Consider the following 20,604-nt stretch of genomic DNA (forward strand, 5'->3'; position numbering starts at 1 on the left):
TGGCGTCGCGCCGCAAGGGGCTAGACAGCCTCCGACGGAGGCGGCGTCGGCGCCCCCGGGAGCCGTACCGTCGCCACCGTGCCGCCGCCCGGGGCCGGGGACAGGGTCACCTCGCCGCCGGAGCGGTGGACCGTGCGGGCGACGATGGACAGGCCCAGGCCCGAGCCGGGCAGGGAGCGGGCCGAGGGAGAGCGCCAGAAGCGGTCGAAGACATGGGGGAGTTCGTCCGCGGGGATGCCGGGGCCGTGGTCCCGGACCGTCAGGACGCCCTGGTGCAGGGCCACCTCGACCGTGCCCGCCTCGGGGCTGAACTTCACCGCGTTGTCGAGGATGTTGACCAGGGCCCGCTCCAGCGCCGAGGGCTCCGCGCGGACGTACCAGGGCGCCAGGTCGGCCGTGATCGTCAGCTCCGGCCCGCGCAGCCGGGCCCGGCGCAGCGCGGTCTCGACGGTGTCCTCCAGGGACACGACCTGGACCCGCTCGCCCCGCTGGCCCTCCGCCCGGGACAGCTCCTGAAGATCGCCGATCAGCGCGGCCAGCTCCGTCATCTGCGCCTTGACCGAGGCCAGCAGCGCCTTGCGGTCCGTCTCCGGCAGCGGGCGGCCGGTCTCCTCGCTGCGGGTGAGCAGCTCGATGTTGGTGCGCAGGGAGGTGAGCGGGGTGCGCAGTTCGTGGCCGGCGTCGGCGATCAGCTGCTGCTGGAGGTCCCGCGAACTGGCCAGGGCCGTGGTCATCGAGTTGAAGGAGCGGCTGAGGCGGGCGATCTCGTCCTCGTCGTCGTCCTCGACGGGGATGCGGACCGTCAGGTCCTCGGTGCGGGCCACGTGTTCCACGACCTCGGCCAGCCGGTCCACCGGCCGCAGGCCCGACCGCGCGACGGCCAGGCCCGCCGCCCCCGCCCCGACCACGCCGATGCCGGAGACGGCCAGCAGGATCCAGGCCAGGGAGCTCAGCGGCTCGGTGACCTCCGAGAGCGGCTTGGCCACCGACACGGCGACACCGCGCTGCACCGCGCGGGTCTCACGGTCGAAGACCGGCCGGGTGAGGACGCGTACGGCGGTGCCGTCGGTGGTGCGGCCCGAGTGCAGCGCCGCCTCCTTCTCACCGTCGGCCACCGCCAGGTCGACGGACTGGACCTTGACCTCCGGCGCGTCGGGGATGGCGCAGGTGGAGCCGTCGGAGTAGAGAATCGTGACGGTGGGGGAGCCCGGCGGCAGGCCGAGCTGCCGGGGCTCGGGCTGCCGGCAGTTGGCCAGCATGGTGCTGAGCAGCAGGCCGGAGACCTCCTCGCTGCGCAGCTCGTCGTCGAGCTGGTTGTACAGCTGTCCCTTCACCAGGAACCAGCACGTCACCGACACCGCCGCCACCGCGAACGCCACCGCCGCCGCCACCAGCAGCGCCAGCCGGGAGCGCAGGGGCAGGGAGCGCAGCCGCCGTACCGCCTTGTTCACTCCGCGCCGCCCTGCCGCAGCACGTACCCCACCCCGCGCACGGTGTGGACCAGGCGCGGTTCGCCGCCCGCCTCCGTCTTGCGGCGCAGATACATGACGTAGACGTCGAGGGAGTTCGACGAGGGCTCGAAGTCGAAGCCCCAGACCGCCTTCAGGATCTGCTCACGGGTCAGTACCTGGCGCGGGTGCGCCATGAACATCTCCAGCAGCGTGAACTCCGTGCGGGTCAGCTCCACGGTGCGCCCGCGCCGGGTGACCTCCCGGGTCGCCAGGTCCATGCGCAGGTCGGCGAAGGTCAGCGCCTCGTCCTGCGGGGCGTCCGCGCCCGCCACCGCCGCCGCGTACGAGCTGCGGCGCAGCAGCGCGCGGATCCGGGCGAACAGTTCGTCCAGCTCGAAGGGCTTGACGAGGTAGTCGTCCGCGCCGGCGTCCAGGCCGGTGACCCGGTCGCCGACGGTGTCGCGGGCGGTGAGCATCAGGATCGGGGTGGTGTCGCCCGCGCCCCGGATGCGGCGGGCGGCGGTCAGGCCGTCCATGCGGGGCATCTGGATGTCGAGGACGACCAGGTCCGGACGGTACGCGGTGGCCTTCTCCAGCGCGTCGATGCCGTCGACGGCGACCTGGGTGTCGTACCCCTCGAAGGCGAGGCTGCGCTGGAGGGCTTCGCGCACCGCCGGCTCGTCGTCGACGATGAGGATGCGCTGGGGGTCACGGTCGCCTTCGACGGGGCTCATGGGTGTCGGGTTCCTCTGGTTCCTCGGACGGGGACGGGGAGTGCTGCCCGCGGGGGCGTCTCGCGGCGGGCCCGGCGACTCGTGGCGGGTGCTTCGGCGGAGCCGCCCGTGGGGACCGCTCTCGATTCTCAGCCTCGCACCGGGGACCGTTCTCGATTCTCAGCCTCGCACGTTCCGTGCCGTACGGAGGCGGCCCGGCGCCGCGACCGGCCGCCGGGGTCAGTCGGTGGAGCCCGACCGCAGCGTGTCGAGGTCGGCCTTGACGGTGTTGACGGGGATCGCGAAGCCGAGGCCGACGCTCCCCGCGTCGGACGAGCCCGAACCCGAGCCCGAACCGGACGAGTACATCGCCGAGTTGATCCCGATGATGTTGCCGTTCATGTCGATCAGCGCGCCGCCGGAGTTGCCCGGGTTGAGGGACGCGTCCGTCTGGAGCGCCTTGTACGTCGTCGTGGACGAGCCGGTGTCGCCGTTGAACTCGCGGCCGCCGAACTCGAAGGGCCAGCCGCCGCCCTGCTGCTGCGGCTGCTCGCCCTCCCCGGTGGAGACGGTGACGTCGCGGTCGAGGGCGGAGACGATTCCGCTGGTCACCGTGCCGGTCAGGCCCTCCGGCGAGCCGATCGCGACGACCTGGTCGCCGACCTGGACGCCGTCGGAGTCGCCGAGGGTGGCCGCCTTGAGGCCGGAGGCGCCGGTCAGCTTGATCAGCGCGAGGTCCTTGCCGCTGTCGGTGCCGACCAGCTCGGCGGTGTACTCCTTGCCGTCGCTGGTCCTGGCCTTGATCTCGGAGGCGCCGGCGACGACATGGTTGTTGGTGACGATCTCGCCGTCATCGGTGATGATCACGCCGGAGCCGGTGGAGGCCCCGCCGTTCCCCGTCGCACTGATCTCCACGATGCTCGGGCTGACCGCCCTGGCGACCCCGGAGACCGTGCCCTTCTGGCTGGAGGGGACCACGTTGGTGCTGGTCGCGCTGGAGGAGACCGCTTCGGAGCCGCCGGTCAGCTCCTGGATGCCGTAGGCCGTGCCGCCGCCGATGGCGGCCGCGACGATCGCGACCGCGGCCAGCAGCGCGAGCGGGCCGCGGTTGCGCCTGCGCGGCCTCGGCTCGGGGACGACGGCGGCCGTCTCCGGCGCGTACGGCGGCGGGGGCGGCCACTCGGGGTTGACCGGGGCCGCGGGGTGCACGGCGGTGACCGGCTCGGCCGGGTGCGCCGGGCCCGCGAAGCCACCTGAAGGAGCGGCGGGAGGCGCGGCGGGGTACTGCCCGCCGTCGGTGCCGCCCGGATGCGGGTGCCCGCCACCCGCGTAGGGGTGCGCGCCGCCCTGGTACGTGGTCTCGTACTCGCCGTCTCGGCGGTTGCTCTCGGTCATGGTCATGAGCTTGGCGCCCGTCCATGAGAGCTCCCTGAGTGCTGCCTGAGAAGCCCGGCAGAACCTCGTATGCCCGATATAAAGACCCGGCCCGCGGGGGCGGGACTACTTGCAGCCGCAGGACCGCCGCGGCGTCAGCCGTGAGGGGAACACCTTCAGCCGCTCGCGGCGGGAGCCCGCGACGCGCAGTCCGTCGTCGAGCACGAGGTCGACCGCCGCACGGGCCATCGCCGAGCGGTCCGAGGCGACCGTGGTGAGCGGCGGGTCGGCCAGCGCCGCTTCCTTGATGTCGTCGAAGCCGGCCACGGCCAGCTCACCGGGAACGTCGATCCGCAGTTCGCGCGCCGCGCGCAGCAGGCCTATCGCCTGGTCGTCGGTGGAGCAGAAGAACGCGGGCGGACGGTCCGGCCCGGACAGCACGTCCAGGGCGATCCGGTAGGCGTCGTAGCGGTTGTACGGCGCCTCGAACAGCCGGCCCTCGGTGGACAGGCCCGCCTCGTCCATCGCGCGCTTCCAGCCCTCGACGTGGTCGGAGACCGGGTCGCCGACGGCCGGGGTGTCGGCGGTGCCGCCCATACAGGCGACGTACTCGTAGCCGTGCTCCAGCAGATGGCGGACGGCGAGCTCGGCGCCGCCGAGGTCGTCCGTGACGACGGCGACGTCGTCGATGGACTCGGGCCGCTCGTGCAGCAGCACCACCCGGGCGTCCCAGGCCTCGATCTCGGCGGCGGCCAGGTCGTTCAGCGCGTGGGAGACGAGGATGAGGCCCGATACCCGCATGCCGAGGAAGGCGCGCAGATAGTGGACCTCGCGCTCGGCCACATAGTCGGTGTTGCCGACCAGGACCATCTTTCCGCGCTCGGAGGCGGCCTGCTCGACCGCGTGCGCCATCTCCCCGAAGAAGGGCTGACGGGCGTCCGGGATGATCAGGCCTATGAGGTCGGTGCGCCGCGAGGCCATCGCCTGGGCCACCCGGTCGGGCCGGTAGCCCAGCTCCTTGATGGCGGCGAGGACACGCTCGCGCGTGGCCGGGGCGACCGGCCGGGGTCCGTTGTTGATGACGTAGCTGACGACCGCGGTGGAGGTCCCCGCCAGTCGTGCCACGTCATCCCGAGTCACCTTGGCCACGCGCGGAGTCTACGCGGATGGAACGCCTCTGGGCAGGGCGTGAAGGAGCCCGGCAGAGGTCCTGGAGTGCGGTCGTGATGCCCCGCCCGTGCGTCCCTCACGCGTCGGCCGTGACCTCGGAGGCCTCGAGGACGGCCTCGTTGTCCGCATCTTCCGCCTTTGCCCGCCCCGCCTTGGCCTTCGCCTCGTCGGAGTGACGGTCGCCCTTTTCGGGAGTAACGAATCGATAACCGACGTTCCGGACGGTCCCGATCAGCGACTCGTGCTCGGGGCCGAGCTTGGCTCGAAGCCGCCGTACGTGCACGTCCACGGTCCGGGTGCCGCCGAAGTAGTCGTAGCCCCAGACCTCCTGGAGCAGCTGGGCGCGGGTGAAGACGCGGCCCGGGTGCTGCGCGAGGTACTTCAGGAGCTCGAACTCCTTGAAGGTCAGGTCCAGGACCCGGCCCTTGAGCTTGGCGGAGTACGTCGCCTCGTCGACCGAGAGGTCGCCGTTGCGGATCTCCATCGGGGAGTCGTCGTTGACGATCTGCTGCCGGCCCATCGCCAGCCGCAGCCGGGCCTCGACCTCGGCGGGCCCTGCCGTGTCCAGCAGGACGTCGTCGATGCCCCAGTCGGCGGTGACGGCGGCCAGGCCGCCCTCCGTGACGACGAGGACGAGCGGGCAGCCGGGGCCCGTGGAGCGCAGCAGCTGGCAGAGGCTGCGGACCTGGGGCAGGTCGCGGCGGCCGTCGACGAGGATCACATCGGCGCCGGGGGTGTCGACGAGCGCGGGCCCCTCGGCCGGGGCGACCCGCACGTTGTGCAGAAGCAGGCCGAGCGCGGGCAGCACCTCCGTCGACGGCTGGAGGGCGTTGGTCAGGAGCAGCAGAGAACTCATACGTCTGGTTCCTCCTCGGTCCCTGCGAGGACGTGTGCGGTACAGAACTGCTCTGCGATCCCGGGGGCCCCGTACACCGGCGGTCACCTGAGGTTTCCCGCTTCGTATACAACGCTTCCGAAAGCACAAAAGGACCCGGGGGCTACGCTGCCCGAGTCCTCTGCCCAGCAGAATAGCCGACATGAGCGACGGTCCGGCAGGTCATGTGGCACGATCCACCGTTCGTCCGCATTCCGAGACGAGTGGAAGCACACCATTGCGGACGTATCTGCGCACGGTAGACGGAATCGCCCTCGATTCCGTATACGATCGAGGGTCCGCTGTATACGACCCCGCCGTGTCACCTGTCGTCGACCTCGCGTTCGTCGTCGCGCACGGTTTCACGGGCGATGTGGACAAGCCCCATGTCCGGCGGGTGGCCGCCGCGCTACGGCCGTACGGGGCCGTTCTCACCTTCTCCTTCCGCGGGCACGGCCGTTCGGGTGGCCGTTCCACGGTCGGCGACCGGGAGGTCCTCGATCTGGCCGCCGCGGTCGACTGCGCCCGCGGCCACGGGCACACCCGGGTGGTCACCGTCGGCTTCTCCATGGGCGGCTCCGTCGTCCTGCGGCACGCGGCCCTGCGGCCCGGCACGACCGACGCCGTGGTGTCCGTCAGCGCGCCCGCCCGCTGGTACTACCGGGGCACCGCCCCGATGCGGCGCGTGCACTGGCTGATCACCCGGCCCGAGGGCCGTCTGGTGGGCCGCTACGGCTTCCGGACCCGCATTCATCATGAGGAGTGGGATCCCGTCCCGCTGTCGCCCGTCGAGGCGGTGCCGCGGATCGCGCCGACCCCGCTGCTGATCGTCCACGGCGACCGCGACGGCTACTTCCCCCTCGACCACCCCCGGATGCTGGCCGAGGCCGCCGGGGAACACGGTGAGCTGTGGCTGGAGCCCGGCATGGGGCACGCCGAGAACGCCGCCGACGACTCCCTGCTGGCCAGGATCGGGGACTGGGGGCTGTCCCGGGCGGGCTAGCCTGGGCCTGTTCACTGCCGAACCGACTTGAGGGACGAGATGGCAAAGGTCACGGTCCGCTACTGGGCCGCCGCCAAGTCCGCGGCCGGGGTCGCCGAGGAGCCGTTCGAGGCCGCGACGCTCGCCGAGGCGCTCGAAGCGGTGCGCTCGCTCCACCCGGGCGAGCTCACCCGGGTCCTGCTGCGCTGTTCGTTCATCGTCGACGGTGATCCCGTCGGGACCCGCGCGCATGAGACGGTTCAGCTGGCCGAGGGCGGCACGGTCGAGGTGCTCCCGCCGTTCGCAGGAGGGTGACCGGAGCATGACCAACCAGCCGTACCAGGGGCCGTACGACGGCTCCCACGACCCCTATGCGCAGCAGTCAGGGCAGCAGTGGCCCGGACAGCAGCAGCCGTATCCGCAGGGTTCAGAAGAGGCGCAGTACACCCAGCAGTGGCAGGGGCAGACCTGGGAGACCCAGATGCAGGCCCCGGTCGCCCCCGTGCCGAGCACCACCGAGACCGCTTATCTGCCGCCGCAGCAGGAGCCGTGGGCCGGACCGGCCGCCGCGGCCGCCGGCCACCCCGGGCAGGGCGTCCCCGCCCACGACCCGACGGGCCGCGCCGCCGCGTCCGGCTACGGGCAGGCCGCCCCGGCGGGCGCGGAACCCGGCTATGCCGCCCCGGCGGGTGCCGAGCCCGGCCGCCATGCCGCTCCCTACTCCCCCCACTCCTCCTACGGCCAGGACGCCGGGACCGGGGCGGGGCCCGCGCAGGGCACGGCCGGGGCACCGGCAGCCTCGGGCCCGTCCGCCCCCGCGGCCGCAGCCGCACCCGCCGCCGGTGGCGCGCCCGTCGGCCCGGCCGCACCCGGCGACCCCGCCTACGGTCCGGCCACCCTGGCCGGCAACTCCCGGATCACCGACGCCCAGCGGGCCCGGCTGGAGGGCCGCTCGCCGATCATCGAGCCCGGGATGCAGCCGGCCGCGCTCACCGCGCTGCTCGGACTGCTGCTCTCGGGCGCCGCCGCCGTCGGCTCGTACGCCCTGCTGGTGCCGCTCGTCGCGCTCCAGGGCCTGACCGCCGCCGGCTGGTTCCGGCTGAACGGCATGTGGCCCGCCCGCCAGGGCATCGCGCTCGCCTTCGCCGGAGCCCTCGCCGCGGACGCGGCGCTGCTCGTGGTCGGGCGGGACGACGCGCCCGCTGCGATCCTCGGCACGCTCGGGGTGTGGGTGCTGCTCACGCTGGTGCTCCAGCTGCGCTCGCACGCCGAGCCCGACGAGCGGATGTACGGCCTGATGGCCACCGTCGTCTCGGCGGCGCTGGCGATCCTCGCGGCCGGTCACCTCGCGGCGGAGCCGGACGCGACGACGATCGGCGCGGCCGCGGTCGCGGTGGCCGTGCTCGCGAGGGCGCTGCCACTGCCGACGCCCGCCTCCGTGGTGGTGTCGCTGCTCGCGGCGGCCGGTGCGGGCATCGCGGTCGGCGGCGTGACCGGGGTGGGCGCGCAGGGCGCCCTCGTCGGCGCGGCCGCGGCCGTGTGCGCGCTGATCGGACACCGGGTCGCGAGCTACGACTACCCCTCGCGGTTCGTGCACTTCACGGCGGGCGTCGCCCTGCCGCTCGCGGCCGCCGCACCCGTGCTCTGGGTGCTGGGCCGGGGGCTCTAGAGCCCTTCCGGCGGATCTCCGCGGCGTCGCCGCAAGGGCCCCGGCCCAGGTCGGGGCGGCGAGTCCGGCGGGAGCCGCGCCTGTCACAGGTGATCGACAATCTCGCGGCTCCCACCTCCGGCGGGGTTACCGTGGCTGGCGACCGGATCGAACGCAGAGGTGGGGGAACATGCGAGCGCTGCGCATAGTGCTGATCGTCGCCGTGGTGCTGGGCGGGCTCTTCGTCGTCGCCGACCGCCTCGCCGTGCACTTCGCCGAGGGCGAGGCCGCCGACCAGCTGCGCGCCAGCGAGGGCCTCGCGCAGACGCCGGACGTGTCCATCAAGGGCTTCCCGTTCCTGACCCAGATGGCCGGCGGCGAGCTGGACGACGTCGAGGTCGGCATAGAGGACTACGAGGCGCTCACCGGCAAGGGCTCGGAGAAGATCCGGATCGCCGACCTCCAGGCGAACATGAAGGGCGTCCGTTTCTCCGGCGACTACAGCTCCGCCACCGCGGCCTCCGCCACCGGCACCGCGATCATCTCCTACGACGAGCTGCTCAAGACCGCGACGGGCAAGACCACCCAGGTCGGCCCCGGGGTCACCGCACGGGTCGTCGGTCTCTCCGACGGCGGCAACGGCAAGATCAAGTCCTCCGTCGAGGTGTCGGTCCTGGGCAACAAGCTGCCCCAGCCCGTCACCGTGCTGAGCACGGTCATGGTCGACGGCGACACCGTCAAGGTGAAGGCCGACGCGCTGCCCGAGTTCGGCGGGGTCAGCATCGCCGAGGACCGGGTCCGTGAGATCACCGACTTCGACCAGGCCATCGCCCAGCTGCCGGGCGGGATCGAGCTGGACAAGGTGGAGGCGGCGGAGGACGGCGTACGGATCATCGTCCAGGGTTCGAACGTCAGCCTCGCCGGGTAGGTAGCCGGGCGCCGGACAGGGGTCCGGTGCGTCGGACGGCTGTCCGAACGGCGTTCCGAAAGGCGAGACGGCCTCGTCCGCACCTCAGCCGCCGATGGCGCATTCCGGACCGGGAACCCTTGCGGGGACTGACTCGACAGTCATCCCATCCCGACATTCGGACGATCGCGTCTCAACATGCGACACGCCGGTGACATGTCCCGCTGTCCGTCCCTACGATCGAGCCATGAAGCGACAGGCGGATCTCACGAAGCGGCGGGCAGTAGACCTGTGCCGCGTCGCCGCCATGCTCTGTCGCACCTTCTGAGCGACACCGGCACCGCCGCCGGCCGCATTCTCCAGCCGCCCTGCCCCAGGGCACTTGTGCGCGCTGCCGCATGCCCGGCCGCGCACCCACTCTTCACGCACACCCCCGCCGCAACTGCCCCGGAGGAGAACGAGCATGAGCCGCAACGACGTCCTGGTCGACGCCGACTGGCTTCAGGAGAACCTGGACAACCCGACGATCGCCATCGTCGAGGTCGACGAGGACACCTCCGCCTACGAGAAGAACCACATCAAGAACGCCATCCGGATCGACTGGACCAAGGACCTCCAGGACCCGGTCCGCCGTGACTTCGTCGACCAGGAGGGCTTCGAGAAGCTCCTGTCGGAGAAGGGCATCGCCAACGACCACACCGTGGTCCTCTACGGCGGCAACAACAACTGGTTCGCCTCGTACGCCTACTGGTACTTCAAGCTCTACGGCCACGACAACGTCAAGCTCCTCGACGGCGGCCGCAAGAAGTGGGAGCTGGACGCCCGCGAGCTGGTCGACGGCACCGAGGTGCCCGCCCGCCCGGCGACCGAGTACCAGGCCAAGGCGCAGAACACCTCCATCCGCGCGTTCCGCGACGACGTCGTGGCCGCGATCGGCAGCCAGAACCTGGTCGACGTGCGTTCGCCCGACGAGTTCTCCGGCAAGCTGCTCGCCCCCGCGCACCTGCCGCAGGAGCAGTCGCAGCGTCCGGGCCACGTCCCGAGCGCCCGCAACATCCCGTGGTCGAAGAACGCCAACGACGACGGCACCTTCAAGTCGGACGACGACCTCAAGGCCCTCTACGAGGAGGAGCAGGTCGACCTGGCGAAGGACACCATCGCCTACTGCCGCATCGGCGAGCGCTCCGCGCTGACCTGGTTCGTGCTGCACGAGCTGCTCGGTGTGGAGAACGTCAAGAACTACGACGGTTCCTGGACCGAGTACGGCTCCCTCGTCGGCGTGCCGATCGAGCTCGGCGCCAACAAGTAAGACCACCGACCTTTACCCCTCAAGGAGTTCAACATGTGCGGAGCGAAGGCCGGCGGCCCCGACGCCTCGACGATCAAGCCCGGTGAGACCACCATCCAGGGCCAGGTGACCCGCGGCGGCGAGCCGGTGCAGGGCTATGTGCGCCTGCTCGACTCGACCGGCGAGTTCACCGCGGAGGTCCCCACCTCCGCCACGGGCCAGTTCCGCTTCTACGCGGCCGAGGGCACCTGGACCGTCCGCGCGCTGATCCCCGGCGCCACCGCGGACCGTACGGTCGTCGCCCAGCAGGGCGGCCTCGCCGAGGTCGCGATCGCCGTCTGACGGCACGGAACACCGTAGGGCCGCGGTTCCCGGGTTGGACGCCTGAGCCGCGGCCCTTCGGCATGCCCGGGAACCCGGCCGTTTCCGGCCCTCTCACGCCGGCGTGCCGGATCTACCCTGCAGTTGTGTACGCACGGCGACGGCACGTGGCCCCGTTCTGACGCGTCCCTCGCACCGCTTCGCGGGCTTCGGGGCCGCTGTGTCGGCCTCCGGCCGCCTGCTCCGGGCCGGGGTCGGGGTGTGGCGCTGATGCTCGGCTGATGATCTCCGGTGTCGGGGGCCGCGGATCTACCCTGGACCTATGTACGCACGGCGACGGCACGTGTACTTCGCCATGATGGGGGTCTGCCTGGGACTCTTCGTCCTGGCCTGGGCCGTCGTGCGGCTGTGGTCCGTGCCGGTGGCCGTGGGGATGTGCGTGGTGGCCATGGTGATCCCGCCCGTCGCCGCGATGGTGGCGAACCGGCGGGGGCCCGAGGACCGCTGGTGGGACGATCCGTCCGGGGACCCGCAGTCCGACGAGTGGTGGGACGAACTGGACGGCAGGAAGCGGCCGCGATAGGAAGACGGGTATGGCTACTGCCCGGCTGTCCACGGTGGTGCTGGACGCGCACGACGCTCATGAACTGGCCGGTTTCTACCGGCGGCTGCTCGGCTACGAGGTGCGCGCCGAGGAACCCGACTGGGTGCTCATCGGCCCCCCGCCCGGCACCGAGGGCCTCGCGCTCGCCTTCGAGACCGAACGGGAGTACGTACGCCCCGTCTGGCCCGCCCGTGCCCCTGGTGACCAGCAGATGATGCTGCACCTGGACGTCGAGGTGGACGACCTGGCGGCCGAGACCGCGCGGGCGCTGGCGGCGGGGGCCACGCTCGCGGAGTACCAGCCGCAGGACGACGTACGCGTCCTGTTCGACCCGTCGGGGCACCCGTTCTGCCTGTGGGTGCAGCCTCCCGCCCCGGATCAGTAGACGAGCGCCTGGGTGTCGTCGGCCAGCGACTCCTGGACGAACACCTGCGCCCCCGCGATCCGGACGCCCTCGATGACGTCCTTCTCCGTGATGTCCCGGCGTGCCGCGCACTGCGTGCACAGTGTGAGGCGGCCGCCCGCCAGGATCGACTCGATCAGATCCGGCAGCGGCGCCGCGTGCGGCAGTTCGAACTCCGCGGCCCGGCCCGGCAGCGCGAACCACGCCGACTCCCCGGTCAGCCACAGCGAGACGTCCACGCCGCTCGCCACGGCCACCGCCGCGACCGTGAACGCCTGCGAGCACCGCTCGGGCGCGTCCGCGCCCGCCGTCACCTTGATCACGAGCTTCTTCGCCATGCGGGCAGCGTAATGCGTCCGACTACTCCAGCAGCCGCAGGCCCGACGCCACCAGCAGGCACGCGACGCTCGCCGCCGTGAGCAGGCCGCTCCACAGGACGTCGTCGCGCCGGGGCCTGTGCCGTCCACGCCTTCGGCGTGGCCGTGGGGGAGGGCCCGCCTCGGAGGGCGGCGGGAGCGCTGGGAGCTGCGCGGGCGGCAGCGCGTACCGGGGGACCGGCTCCGGGATGATGTGCCGCCGGGGCCTGGCCCTGCCGTCCTGGCCGCTCACCGGTGGTCCCGGCGCTGGTGCTGGCGCAGCAGGACGTTCGCGTCCGTCTCCGCGCTGTGGTCGTGCGCCGCCCTCGCGGCGTGCCGCAGCCCCGCCAGTTCCTCGCAGGCCGGGCAGTCGGGCTCGGGGCGGGGTGGCGTGGCGACATCGTCCGGGTTCGGCGGGGCGGTCGTCGACCTGTTGGCCGCCCGTACGCCCGCGCTGAGCCGCTCCCTGTCCGTTGCGGGCCGCAGGGACGCCGGGTCGGCCTCCCATTCGCGGCCGCCGCCGACGGGACGCAGCAGGGCGTGCGGGCCCTGGCGGTCCCGGTACTCGCCGACCTTGTCGGTGGCGGGGTCGTAGAGGAGCGTTCCGGGTTCCATGGGACTCCTTTTTGTGGAACTTCCTTACGGAATGCGACAGTTGAACTACTCTGAGTGCATTCCTGGGTGTTACGAGGATGGCCCAGGGCGGGAGCTGATGTGGCGTTGAACGGCGTTGGTTCCACACCCGGCGCTCCAAATTCCACAAATTCCACGGCAGGGCAGGAGGGTTCGATGCCGCAGCGGCGCGCGATCACTGGCCGGAGCTATGAGCCGAGGGTGCGGTTCGCGGAGGAACTGCGCCTGCTGAGGGCGGCGAAGGGCGAGAGTCTGCGGGACCTCGGGGACCGGTTGGGCTGGGACTCGTCGACCCTCGGCAAGATGGAGAACGGGCACAGCCTGGGCAGCCCGGAGATCGTGGAGGCGCTGGACCAGCACTACGCGACGCCGGGAATGCTGCTGGCGCTGTGGGAGCTGGCGGTGGGGGACCCTACGCAGTTCAAGGAGCAGTATCGGCGGTACATGGCCTTGGAGGCGGAGGAGGCGCTGAGCCTCTGGCACTACGGTGTCAGCGTCCTGCCCGGCCTGCTCCAGACCGACGGGTACGCCCGTGAGGTGCTGTCGCTGGGCGGGGCCAAGGGTGAGGGGCTGGATCAGCAGGTCGAGGCTCGCACCAGGCGACGCAAGTTGCTGGAGGGGGCGGACGCGCCGCAGTTCCGTGCCCTCATGGCAGAAGCGGTGCTCCGCACGCCCCTCAGGGACGCGGGTGAGTGGCGGGGGCAGTTGGAGCATCTGCTTGAGGTGTCGCAGCGGCAGAACGTCACGATTCAGGTGTTGCCCTTGAGCGCTGGTTTGCATGGGCTGGTGAGCACCGACGTGATGTTTCTGCGGTTGTTGGGCGGGCGCACGGTGGCATACGCGGAGAACGCATTCCGGGGTGAACTAGTCGAGGAAAACGCGTCTGTTGAGCGACTCCACCGTGCCTACGATGTGATGCGCGACGTCGCGCTGAACCCGGCCGAGTCGCGCGAGTTCATCCTGCGGATGTTGGAGGGAATGCCGTGCGAGCCATCGACCTGAGCGGCGTGACGTGGCGCAAGAGCAGCTACAGCAACTCGGACGGCGGCAACTGCGTCGAAGTCTCCGACGACCTCCTCCGCACCGCCGCCTGGCGCAAGAGCAGCTACAGCAACCCTGACGGCGGCCAGTGCGTAGAAGTCTCCGACAGCCTCCCCCCGCTCGTCCCCGTCCGGGACAGCAAGGACACCGCCCGCACCCCCCTCGTGTTCGCCGTCGAGGCGTGGTCGGCCTTCGTGGGCGGCGTGCGGAAGGGCACCCTGGCGGGCTGACGCCCAGAACGGCGGGCGGGCGCGCGCGAGCAGCGTGTCCGTCGCGCCGAACGGCAGGCCGACCGCGAACCCGGCGAGCCACCCCTGCGCCGGGCCGCCGGACGCGTGGCGCAGGGGCGGCTCCGGCACCGAGGTCGCCGACGCCCTCGGCCGGTCAGGTCGCCGAGGGCTTCCCCGCCTGGCCGAGGGCGTTCCCTCCCACCGCGGCCCTCTCCGGAGCCGTATGCGAATCGTGATCAAAAACTCCGCAACCCCGTGCATGGACCATGAGTCTCTTGTGCGCGCGGATGCGGAATCCGCGCTTCGCGTTCCACAACAACAGGGGTCGTCTTGGAAGATCCGGAGAGGCCGCGCCGGCGGCGGGGCCGCACCGTGGCGCTCGTCGCCTCGGCGGCGGTGCTGGGCGTGGTGGCCGGGACCTGCGCGGGGTACCTCGTACAGGCCGACCGCGAGCCGACGAAGCTGCCGCCGTTGTCGCAGCCGGTGCTCGCGCAGGCGAAGGGGAAGGGCCCGGAGGCGCTGTCGGTTCTCAGCGACCACAAGCTGCTCGCTGACGGTGACCTGACCGGTCTGCTGCTGAGCAAGCCGCCCACGGCGAAGGAGGTCGACTGGCTGCCCGCCGAGGGCACGTGGATGGATGCTGCGACCTACGCGAGCCACTACGAATCCCCGAGCCGGGGCTTCGCATGGCTCATCGGGGACGAGTTCCGCCGGGCCGCCGTCGTCGGCTGGGACAACGGCTCCCATTTCGTGGAGATCCGGCTCATCCAGTACCGCCAGCGGGAGTCCGTCGCGGCCGCCGACACCGTCCTCGAGACCCAGGGCTACCTGGACGGGCTGCGGGACACCGACAGCTGGCCCATTCCCGGCACCGGCAACGGCTGGGTCTACCTCCACAACCGGCCCCAGGGCCAACCGGGAGTCGAGCCGCAGTACAACGCGCAGGCCCACGCCTGGCGCGGGGACATCGCGATGGAGATCTGGGTCTACGGGGACCGGCCCGTCCCCAAGAAGACGATCATGGATGTGGCCGAGCGCCAGATGGAGCGGCTGTGAGCGAGACCGAAGCCCCGGAGGAACTCTCCCAGGAGCAGGCCGACGCCGCCGGGCACAGGCCCGCGCGCCGAAAGCGGGCGGCTGTCGTGGCGGGCTGTGTGCTGACGGCGGCGGCGGTCCTCGCCGGGGTCGGCGCGACCGTCGTGACCGTACGGGACGCCGACCGGTCCGCCGCCTCCCCGGCCTGGAAGTTCCCGAAGCCCGAGTACGGCGAGGACACCCCGGAGGGCAAACCCCGGGACGAGAAGCCGGTCGGCGAGCAGGCGCGGGCCGCGGCGGAGCTCACCGCCCTGCTCATGCCGTACGACGCCGACGGCTACGTCCAGGGCCCCGACATCGACGAGTTCACCTCCGAGGCCGAGCTCACCGGCAACCAGGCCGAGGCCCGGCTCAGCTTCTTCCTCGAAGGTCTTCCCCGGTCCGCCCGCAAGGGGATGGAGGAGATGATCGAGAAGCGCGACATCCGGGCCAAGGTGATGCGCAGCTACGTCAGCGAGGACACGTCCCGCTTCATGCGTGACGGCTTCTTCACGGCCACCGTCGAACTCACCCGGCTCGGCAACCGGGGCGCGGTGCGCGGCTACCTCGAAGGCGTGCGTGCGCTCGCCGGGCTGGAGGAGGTCGACAAGGGGCCCGAGATCAAGGGCTACAAGGACGCCGAATGCCTGCGCGGGCCGCTCGACGAGGACGAGCAACTGGAGATGGTGCTCTGTGCCGCCACCGTCGGCGACATCGTCGTCGCCGTCACCGCGCACGGCGTGAACGCACTCGACGACGACGAGGTCACCCGGTTCGTGCGCACGCAGCTCGACCGGATCGACGCACCCGGGAAGACGATATGACCGAGCAGACGAGCGAGACGCCCGGCGCCACCGACACGGCCGACGCGCCCCAGGCGTCCGGTGTGGCCGAGAGGGCTGAGGCGGCGTCGGCGACCGAGCCGGCCGCCGACGCGGCTGAGCCGACGGACGCGGCTGAGCCGACGGACGCGGCTGAGACCGTCACCGCGACCACGGCGACCGAGACCGCCGCGACTCCGCCCCACTCCGCTGCGGACGGGGCCGCAGCACCACCGGCGGCCCCGGCCCCGGAGCCGTCGCCGGAGGCATCCGCACCCCGCGACCGGCGCGTCCTGCGCGCCGTGACCCGCTGGGTCGCCGCCGTCGCCGTCTTCGCGGCCGTCGGCACGGGCACGGCGTACGGCATCGCCTCCATGGAGCGCGGGGACCTCCCCGGCCTGGCCACCGAGTCCGACGGCCGATGGGACTATCCCGAGCTGACGCTCCCGCCGCTGCCCGCCGGGAGCCCGAGGCCCTTCGCCGAGGGCAACGAGGAGAACGCCCACTACGCCGACCTGCGAGCCCTCGTCCTGCCCGCCCCCGCCGGGGCGAAGGAGGACAAGGCGCTGCGCGGCGAGGACGGCTGGGGGGAGACGAAGGACTACCTGGCGGAGTACCCCGACGACGATCACCGGGAGGAGGTGCGGCAGAAGCTCCTCGACACCGGTCTGCGGCACATCGCCGCCCGCGGCTGGACCACGCCGGACGGCGTCAGCACCCGGATCTACCTGCTCCACTTCGCCACGGCGGAGATGGTGGACGCACAGATCGCGAGCGACACCGTCTCCTACAGCACCCCCGCCTACCTGGTGCGCGGCGTGCACGACGCCGTACACGACGAGGAGTTCCCCCAGGCGGCCGCCGTCTCCGGCATCAAGCGCGTCGCCTACACCGAGCCAGCCCCCCACGGCCCCGAGCACGTCCGGCTGGGCTACCTCTCCGCGGGCGATGTCTACGCGGTGGTCATCCAGTCGCGCAAGGGCGGCGAGGTCCCGGCCGTGCCGTTCCAGCAGACCGTGGTGCTCCAGAGCCAGCTGCTCGGCTGACGCCGTGGAGGCGCGACTCCTCCGCCGACGCCGCTGAGGCGTACCTCGCAAGGAATGGCGGGCCCCGGCCGCGTAAGCTGGGGCCCGGTCATGCGCACCCGAACCCTCCGCTCACCAAGGAGCACCCCGTGATTGCCTTCTTCGAGATCCTGCTGGTCCTCGTCTGTGTCGGCGTGCTGGCCTTCGCCGGACTGGCCGTGAAGAAGCTGTACCAGGGCCAGCGCTGACCTTTCCCCGTCCAGCCGTACGAGACTGCTGAGCTGATCATGATCGAGATCCCGTCCGACCTCCACAAGGACCTCGTGCCCCTCGCGTTCCTGCTGGGCAGGTGGGCCGGCGCCGGCGTGCACGACTTCCCCGGCTCCGAGAAGTGCAACTTCGGGCAGGAGGTGTCCTTCACGCACGACGGACGCGACTTCCTCGAGTACCACTCCCGCACCTGGGTGCTCGACAACGACGGCAACAAACTGCGTCCCCTGGAGTCCGAGACCGGCTACTGGCGTATCGACGCGGCCCGCAAGGTCGAGGTCACGATGACCCGTGACGACGGCGTCGTGGAGATCTGGTACGGCGAGATGGCCGACAAGAAGCCGCAGATCGACCTGGTCACGGACGCGGTCGCGCGGACGGTGGCCTCGCGGCCCTACTCCGGCGGCAAGCGCCTGTACGGCTACGTCAAGAGCGACCTCATGTGGGTCGGCGAGAAGCAGACCCCCGAGGTCGAGCTGCGCCCCTACATGTCCGCCCAGCTGAAGAAGGTCGTCACCCCCGAGGAGGTCGAGCGCTGGGCCAAGGCCCTGCCCGACGACCTGCCGGACGACGGGGTGGCCTTCTTCAAGTAGGCCGGTTCCGCAGTGGCCCGCCGCCCGGGTGGTTCTAGACTCGTCGGTGTGGTGAGCACCGACTGGAAGAGCGACCTCAGGCAGCGCGGCTACCGGCTGACGCCGCAGCGGCAGCTTGTCCTCGAAGCCGTGGACACCCTGGAGCACGCGACCCCCGACGACATCCTCGCGGAAGTGAGGAGAACGGCGTCGGGGGTCAACATTTCCACCGTCTACCGGACGCTGGAGCTCCTGGAGGAGCTGGGCCTCGTCTCGCACGCCCATCTGGGGCACGGTGCGCCCACGTACCACCTCGCCGACCGGCACCACCACATCCACCTGGTGTGCCGGGACTGCACCAACGTCATCGAGGCCGATCTGTCCGTCGCCGCCGACTTCACCGCCAAGCTGCGGGAGGAGTTCGGCTTCGACACCGACATGAAGCATTTCGCGATCTTCGGCCGCTGCAAGGAATGCTCTCTGAAGAGTTCAAGTACCGAGTCGTAGGCTTGAGCGCATGAAGAGCCCCCTGCTGTCCCTTCCCGGCGCGGTCCCCGCCGAGGGCGTGGACGAAGGCGTCGCCGCCCACTACGGCGACCTGTTCCGTGAGCAGCGCGCCCTCGCCGACGGCGCCGGATTCGTGGACCTCTCCCACCGCGGAGTGGTCACGGTGTCCGGCGACGACCGGCTCGCCTGGCTGCATCTGCTGCTCACCCAGCACGTCAGCGACCTCCCGGCCGGGCAGGCCACCGAGGCGCTGATCCTCTCCGCGCACGGACACATCGAACACGCGCTGTATCTCGTCGACGACGGCACCACCGTCTGGGCCCATGTCGAGCCCGGCACCCAGGAGGCGCTGATCGCCTATCTGGAGTCGATGAAGTTCTTCTACCGCGTGGAGGTCGCCGACCGGACCGGCGACATCGCCGTCGTCCATCTGCCCGCCGGGTCCATCGCCCCGGTGCCGGACGGGGCGGTCGTCCGCGAGACGCCGTTCGGGCGCGATCTCTTCCTCCCGCGCGACGGCCTGGAGGCCTACGCCGGGCAGGTCGGCTCCCCGGCCGGGATCCTCGCCCACGAGGCGCTGCGCGTGGAGCAGCAGCGGCCCCGGCTCGGCTTCGAGACCGACCACCGCACCATCCCGCACGAGCTGGGCTGGATCGGCGGCGCGGTGCACCTCCAGAAGGGGTGCTACCGGGGGCAGGAGACCGTCGCCCGGGTGCAGAACCTGGGCAAGCCGCCCCGCCGGCTGGTCTTCCTGCACCTGGACGGCAGCGAGGTGCATCTGCCGCCGCCCGGCACGGAGCTCCGGGTCGCGGACGAGGGGCCCGACGGCCGGAAGATCGGGTTCGTGACGACATCGGTCCGCCATCACGAGCTGGGTCCGGTGGCGTTGGCGCTGGTCAAGCGGAACGTGCCGGTGGACGCGCGGCTGTTGGCCGGGGAGACGGCCGCGGCTCAGGAAGTCGTCGTCGAGCCGTAGGGCTGTGCCTGGCGGATTCCCGCTCGCCCGGCGGATTCCCGCCTGTTGTGTGGCGGCTTCACATCTCCAGCAGGACCGTGAACGGGCCGTCGTTCGTCAGGGACACCCGCATCCGGGCGCCGAAGCGGCCGGTGGCCACCGTGGCGCCCAGGGCGCGGAGTTGGGCGACCACCTCGTCGACCAGCGGCTCCGCCACCTCGCCCGGGGCGGCCGCGTTCCAGGTGGGGCGGCGGCCCTTGCGGGCGTCGCCGTAGAGCGTGAACTGGCTGATGACCAGCAGCGGCGCGTCGATGTCGCTGCACGACCTCTCGTCGTGCAGCATCCGCAGCGACCAGAGTTTGCGGGCCAGTTGGGCCGCCTTCTCCTTGGTGTCCTCGTGCGTCACCCCCACGAGGACGCACAGACCCTCGCCGCTGATCTCGCCCACGGTCTCGCCGTCCACGACGACACTCGCGCCGTCCACCCGCTGTACCACTGCACGCATGCCGACCATCATGCCGTGCGGGTCGAAGGGCGTCGTACCTGGGCTTCTTTTCGTTCCTTAAGCGCCCATCTGGGGCCGTTCGGGGGCACTCGGTCACATAGCGGCCAGTTGGGGTGGCACGATGCTCCCACACGCCGGTCGAGGGGACGGTTGAGGCGTATGAGCACACCGAGCACGAGCACCGGGCGGCCGCCGGGCACGACCACCCGGCGAACGCCCACGCAGCGCACGGAGAGTCCGGTGCCGGGCGCGCTGCCCGGCGAACCCGGTCCGCCGGATCTTGCGCTGCTGAGCCTGCCCGAACTGCGGGCGCTGCGGCGGGACGCACAGCGGGACGAGGCCGATCTCAGCTATGTCCGGCGGCTGCTCCAGGGGCGGATCGACATCCTGCGCGCCGAACTGGCCCGGCCGGGGGAGGTGTCCGTGGTGGCGCGGCTGTCGGAGATCCTCACCGACGGGCCCGCCCGGCAGCGGTCGTCGGCCCGGCACGTCACGCTGGGCACCCCGCACGGCGAGGAGTACCGGCGGCTGGCCGAGGAGATGCTCGCCGAGGTCGAGCTGTCGGATCTCGCGGCCCGTACGGACCTCGAGCTGAACGCGGCGATGGGCCGGCTCGTGCGGTACGAGCGGGAGGTCTCGCGGCGGCGGGCGGGGCTCCAGGGCACGACCGACGCGTGCAGCGCGGAGATCGCGCGGCGGTACCGGGACGGTGAGGCGCAGGTGGACGATCTGCTGGTGTGACGGCCTGCCGGCGTCACGCCTGCGGTTTGTGGGTGGTGCGGGGCTGGGGCGGGGGGGGGGGGGGGGGGGGGGGGGGGGGGGGGGGGGGGGGGGGGGGGGGGGGGGGGGGGGGGGGGGGGGGGGGGGGGGGGGGGGGGGG

Annotated in this window: 25 protein-coding genes; 17 read left to right on the forward strand and 8 right to left on the reverse strand. The window is 71.9% G+C overall.

Annotated elements, in window-relative coordinates; all coding sequences use genetic code 11:
• Window positions 1–20: 20 nt before the first annotated feature.
• The 5 genes from ACZ6SQ_RS34165 to ACZ6SQ_RS34185 form a co-directional block, all read right to left on the reverse strand.
• Window positions 21–1,451, reverse strand: a complete 1,431-nt coding sequence (locus ACZ6SQ_RS34165; protein WP_469569114.1) for a sensor histidine kinase — start codon at window positions 1,449–1,451, stop codon at window positions 21–23.
• The gene (locus tag ACZ6SQ_RS34170; RefSeq protein WP_386377822.1) at window positions 1,448–2,185 is read right to left on the reverse strand and encodes a response regulator transcription factor; all 738 of its coding nucleotides are present in this window, start codon (window positions 2,183–2,185) and stop codon (window positions 1,448–1,450) included. Before ACZ6SQ_RS34170 ends, ACZ6SQ_RS34165 begins: the two co-directional genes overlap by 4 nt.
• Window positions 2,186–2,404: 219 nt before the next feature.
• Complete coding sequence (locus tag ACZ6SQ_RS34175; protein ID WP_469569116.1) at window positions 2,405–3,559, reverse strand: S1C family serine protease; 1,155 nt, start codon at window positions 3,557–3,559, stop codon at window positions 2,405–2,407.
• 105 nt (window positions 3,560–3,664) lie between these two features.
• Window positions 3,665–4,687 (reverse strand): LacI family DNA-binding transcriptional regulator, encoded by a 1,023-nt coding sequence (locus ACZ6SQ_RS34180; protein WP_389327870.1) that lies wholly within the window; start codon window positions 4,685–4,687, stop codon window positions 3,665–3,667.
• Between the two features lie 97 nt (window positions 4,688–4,784).
• Complete coding sequence (locus ACZ6SQ_RS34185) at window positions 4,785–5,564, reverse strand: winged helix-turn-helix transcriptional regulator (RefSeq protein ID WP_389327873.1); 780 nt, start codon at window positions 5,562–5,564, stop codon at window positions 4,785–4,787.
• Between the two features lie 181 nt (window positions 5,565–5,745).
• Between ACZ6SQ_RS34185 and ACZ6SQ_RS34190 the strand changes: the two genes are divergently transcribed.
• The 8 genes from ACZ6SQ_RS34190 to ACZ6SQ_RS34225 all read left to right on the forward strand — a co-directional run bounded on the left by ACZ6SQ_RS34190 (window position 5,746) and on the right by ACZ6SQ_RS34225 (window position 11,717).
• The gene (locus ACZ6SQ_RS34190) at window positions 5,746–6,585 is read left to right on the forward strand and encodes an alpha/beta hydrolase (protein WP_469569119.1); all 840 of its coding nucleotides are present in this window, start codon (window positions 5,746–5,748) and stop codon (window positions 6,583–6,585) included.
• A gap of 39 nt (window positions 6,586–6,624) precedes the next feature.
• Window positions 6,625–6,879 (forward strand): MoaD/ThiS family protein, encoded by a 255-nt coding sequence (locus ACZ6SQ_RS34195; RefSeq protein ID WP_469569121.1) that lies wholly within the window; start codon window positions 6,625–6,627, stop codon window positions 6,877–6,879.
• A gap of 7 nt (window positions 6,880–6,886) precedes the next feature.
• Window positions 6,887–8,233 (forward strand): hypothetical protein, encoded by a 1,347-nt coding sequence (locus ACZ6SQ_RS34200; RefSeq protein ID WP_469569123.1) that lies wholly within the window; start codon window positions 6,887–6,889, stop codon window positions 8,231–8,233.
• A 169-nt stretch (window positions 8,234–8,402) separates the two neighbouring features.
• Complete coding sequence (locus ACZ6SQ_RS34205) at window positions 8,403–9,140, forward strand: LmeA family phospholipid-binding protein (protein WP_469569125.1); 738 nt, start codon at window positions 8,403–8,405, stop codon at window positions 9,138–9,140.
• A 442-nt stretch (window positions 9,141–9,582) separates the two neighbouring features.
• Window positions 9,583–10,428, forward strand: coding sequence for a sulfurtransferase (locus ACZ6SQ_RS34210; protein ID WP_469569127.1), 846 nt, complete (start codon window positions 9,583–9,585; stop codon window positions 10,426–10,428).
• Between the two features lie 33 nt (window positions 10,429–10,461).
• Complete coding sequence (locus ACZ6SQ_RS34215; RefSeq protein WP_389327891.1) at window positions 10,462–10,749, forward strand: DUF1416 domain-containing protein; 288 nt, start codon at window positions 10,462–10,464, stop codon at window positions 10,747–10,749.
• A 301-nt stretch (window positions 10,750–11,050) separates the two neighbouring features.
• On the forward strand, window positions 11,051–11,311 hold the full coding sequence (locus ACZ6SQ_RS34220) for a DUF3099 domain-containing protein (RefSeq protein ID WP_386377810.1): 261 nt from the start codon (window positions 11,051–11,053) through the stop codon (window positions 11,309–11,311).
• Between the two features lie 10 nt (window positions 11,312–11,321).
• Complete coding sequence (locus ACZ6SQ_RS34225) at window positions 11,322–11,717, forward strand: VOC family protein (protein ID WP_469569130.1); 396 nt, start codon at window positions 11,322–11,324, stop codon at window positions 11,715–11,717.
• On the opposite strand, the gene ACZ6SQ_RS34230 is transcribed toward ACZ6SQ_RS34225, so the two are convergent.
• Both ACZ6SQ_RS34230 and ACZ6SQ_RS34235 read right to left on the reverse strand, forming a co-directional pair.
• Entirely contained in the window at window positions 11,711–12,073 is a 363-nt protein-coding gene (locus ACZ6SQ_RS34230) for a DsrE family protein (RefSeq protein ID WP_386377809.1), read from the reverse strand. The two genes, ACZ6SQ_RS34225 and ACZ6SQ_RS34230, sit on opposite strands and share 7 nt — an antisense overlap.
• Window positions 12,074–12,340: 267 nt before the next feature.
• The gene (locus tag ACZ6SQ_RS34235; RefSeq protein ID WP_469569133.1) at window positions 12,341–12,706 is read right to left on the reverse strand and encodes a hypothetical protein; all 366 of its coding nucleotides are present in this window, start codon (window positions 12,704–12,706) and stop codon (window positions 12,341–12,343) included.
• Window positions 12,707–12,880: 174 nt separating this feature from the next.
• Between ACZ6SQ_RS34235 and ACZ6SQ_RS34240 the strand changes: the two genes are divergently transcribed.
• The 8 genes from ACZ6SQ_RS34240 (at window position 12,881) to ygfZ (ending at window position 19,240) form a co-directional block, all read left to right on the forward strand.
• The gene (locus tag ACZ6SQ_RS34240; protein ID WP_469569135.1) at window positions 12,881–13,726 is read left to right on the forward strand and encodes a helix-turn-helix domain-containing protein; all 846 of its coding nucleotides are present in this window, start codon (window positions 12,881–12,883) and stop codon (window positions 13,724–13,726) included.
• Complete coding sequence (locus tag ACZ6SQ_RS34245) at window positions 13,708–13,995, forward strand: DUF397 domain-containing protein (RefSeq protein WP_469569136.1); 288 nt, start codon at window positions 13,708–13,710, stop codon at window positions 13,993–13,995. Before ACZ6SQ_RS34240 ends, ACZ6SQ_RS34245 begins: the two co-directional genes overlap by 19 nt.
• 330 nt (window positions 13,996–14,325) lie before the next feature.
• Complete coding sequence (locus ACZ6SQ_RS34250; protein WP_469569138.1) at window positions 14,326–15,051, forward strand: hypothetical protein; 726 nt, start codon at window positions 14,326–14,328, stop codon at window positions 15,049–15,051.
• On the forward strand, window positions 15,048–15,893 hold the full coding sequence (locus ACZ6SQ_RS34255; protein ID WP_469569140.1) for a hypothetical protein: 846 nt from the start codon (window positions 15,048–15,050) through the stop codon (window positions 15,891–15,893). The genes ACZ6SQ_RS34250 and ACZ6SQ_RS34255 overlap by 4 nt, the downstream gene beginning before the upstream one ends.
• Window positions 15,890–16,936: a hypothetical protein gene (locus ACZ6SQ_RS34260; protein WP_469569141.1), complete on the forward strand. Its 1,047-nt coding sequence runs from the start codon at window positions 15,890–15,892 to the stop codon at window positions 16,934–16,936. The genes ACZ6SQ_RS34255 and ACZ6SQ_RS34260 overlap by 4 nt, the downstream gene beginning before the upstream one ends.
• A gap of 266 nt (window positions 16,937–17,202) precedes the next feature.
• Entirely contained in the window at window positions 17,203–17,778 is a 576-nt protein-coding gene (locus ACZ6SQ_RS34265; RefSeq protein ID WP_469569143.1) for a heme-binding beta-barrel domain-containing protein, read from the forward strand.
• Window positions 17,779–17,826: 48 nt separating this feature from the next.
• A complete protein-coding gene (locus tag ACZ6SQ_RS34270) occupies window positions 17,827–18,264 on the forward strand; it encodes a Fur family transcriptional regulator (protein WP_469569146.1) in 438 nt (145 codons plus the stop codon).
• Between the two features lie 10 nt (window positions 18,265–18,274).
• Complete coding sequence (ygfZ, locus tag ACZ6SQ_RS34275; protein WP_469569148.1) at window positions 18,275–19,240, forward strand: CAF17-like 4Fe-4S cluster assembly/insertion protein YgfZ; 966 nt, start codon at window positions 18,275–18,277, stop codon at window positions 19,238–19,240.
• Between the two features lie 58 nt (window positions 19,241–19,298).
• Here the strand turns inward: ygfZ and dtd are convergent, their stop codons facing one another.
• A complete protein-coding gene (gene dtd / locus ACZ6SQ_RS34280; protein ID WP_469569151.1) occupies window positions 19,299–19,724 on the reverse strand; it encodes a D-aminoacyl-tRNA deacylase in 426 nt (141 codons plus the stop codon).
• Between the two features lie 159 nt (window positions 19,725–19,883).
• Here dtd and ACZ6SQ_RS34285 point away from each other — a divergent pair, with 159 nt between their 5' ends.
• Window positions 19,884–20,465, forward strand: coding sequence for an RsiG family protein (locus tag ACZ6SQ_RS34285; protein ID WP_469569154.1), 582 nt, complete (start codon window positions 19,884–19,886; stop codon window positions 20,463–20,465).
• Window positions 20,466–20,604 lie beyond the last annotated feature (139 nt).

The sequence above is a fragment of the Streptomyces sp. NPDC048600 genome (assembly GCF_055587025.1).

Excerpts from the sequence above, each read along its gene's own strand:
- ACZ6SQ_RS34170 (WP_386377822.1), bottom strand. The coding sequence starts at position 2,185 with ATGAGCCCCGTCGAAGGCGACCGTGACCCCCAGCGCATCCTCATCGTC.
- ACZ6SQ_RS34175 (WP_469569116.1), bottom strand. The coding sequence starts at position 3,559 with ATGACCGAGAGCAACCGCCGAGACGGCGAGTACGAGACCACGTACCAG.
- ACZ6SQ_RS34185 (WP_389327873.1), bottom strand. The coding sequence starts at position 5,564 with ATGAGTTCTCTGCTGCTCCTGACCAACGCCCTCCAGCCGTCGACGGAG.
- ACZ6SQ_RS34190 (WP_469569119.1), top strand. The coding sequence starts at position 5,746 with ATGAGCGACGGTCCGGCAGGTCATGTGGCACGATCCACCGTTCGTCCG.
- ACZ6SQ_RS34195 (WP_469569121.1), top strand. The coding sequence starts at position 6,625 with ATGGCAAAGGTCACGGTCCGCTACTGGGCCGCCGCCAAGTCCGCGGCC.
- ACZ6SQ_RS34200 (WP_469569123.1), top strand. The coding sequence starts at position 6,887 with ATGACCAACCAGCCGTACCAGGGGCCGTACGACGGCTCCCACGACCCC.
- ACZ6SQ_RS34205 (WP_469569125.1), top strand. The coding sequence starts at position 8,403 with ATGCGAGCGCTGCGCATAGTGCTGATCGTCGCCGTGGTGCTGGGCGGG.
- ACZ6SQ_RS34210 (WP_469569127.1), top strand. The coding sequence starts at position 9,583 with ATGAGCCGCAACGACGTCCTGGTCGACGCCGACTGGCTTCAGGAGAAC.
- ACZ6SQ_RS34215 (WP_389327891.1), top strand. The coding sequence starts at position 10,462 with ATGTGCGGAGCGAAGGCCGGCGGCCCCGACGCCTCGACGATCAAGCCC.
- ACZ6SQ_RS34220 (WP_386377810.1), top strand. The coding sequence starts at position 11,051 with ATGTACGCACGGCGACGGCACGTGTACTTCGCCATGATGGGGGTCTGC.
- ACZ6SQ_RS34225 (WP_469569130.1), top strand. The coding sequence starts at position 11,322 with ATGGCTACTGCCCGGCTGTCCACGGTGGTGCTGGACGCGCACGACGCT.
- ACZ6SQ_RS34230 (WP_386377809.1), bottom strand. The coding sequence starts at position 12,073 with ATGGCGAAGAAGCTCGTGATCAAGGTGACGGCGGGCGCGGACGCGCCC.
- ACZ6SQ_RS34235 (WP_469569133.1), bottom strand. The coding sequence starts at position 12,706 with ATGGAACCCGGAACGCTCCTCTACGACCCCGCCACCGACAAGGTCGGC.
- ACZ6SQ_RS34240 (WP_469569135.1), top strand. The coding sequence starts at position 12,881 with ATGCCGCAGCGGCGCGCGATCACTGGCCGGAGCTATGAGCCGAGGGTG.
- ACZ6SQ_RS34260 (WP_469569141.1), top strand. The coding sequence starts at position 15,890 with ATGACCGAGCAGACGAGCGAGACGCCCGGCGCCACCGACACGGCCGAC.
- ACZ6SQ_RS34265 (WP_469569143.1), top strand. The coding sequence starts at position 17,203 with ATGATCGAGATCCCGTCCGACCTCCACAAGGACCTCGTGCCCCTCGCG.
- ygfZ (WP_469569148.1), top strand. The coding sequence starts at position 18,275 with ATGAAGAGCCCCCTGCTGTCCCTTCCCGGCGCGGTCCCCGCCGAGGGC.
- dtd (WP_469569151.1), bottom strand. The coding sequence starts at position 19,724 with ATGCGTGCAGTGGTACAGCGGGTGGACGGCGCGAGTGTCGTCGTGGAC.
- ACZ6SQ_RS34285 (WP_469569154.1), top strand. The coding sequence starts at position 19,884 with ATGAGCACACCGAGCACGAGCACCGGGCGGCCGCCGGGCACGACCACC.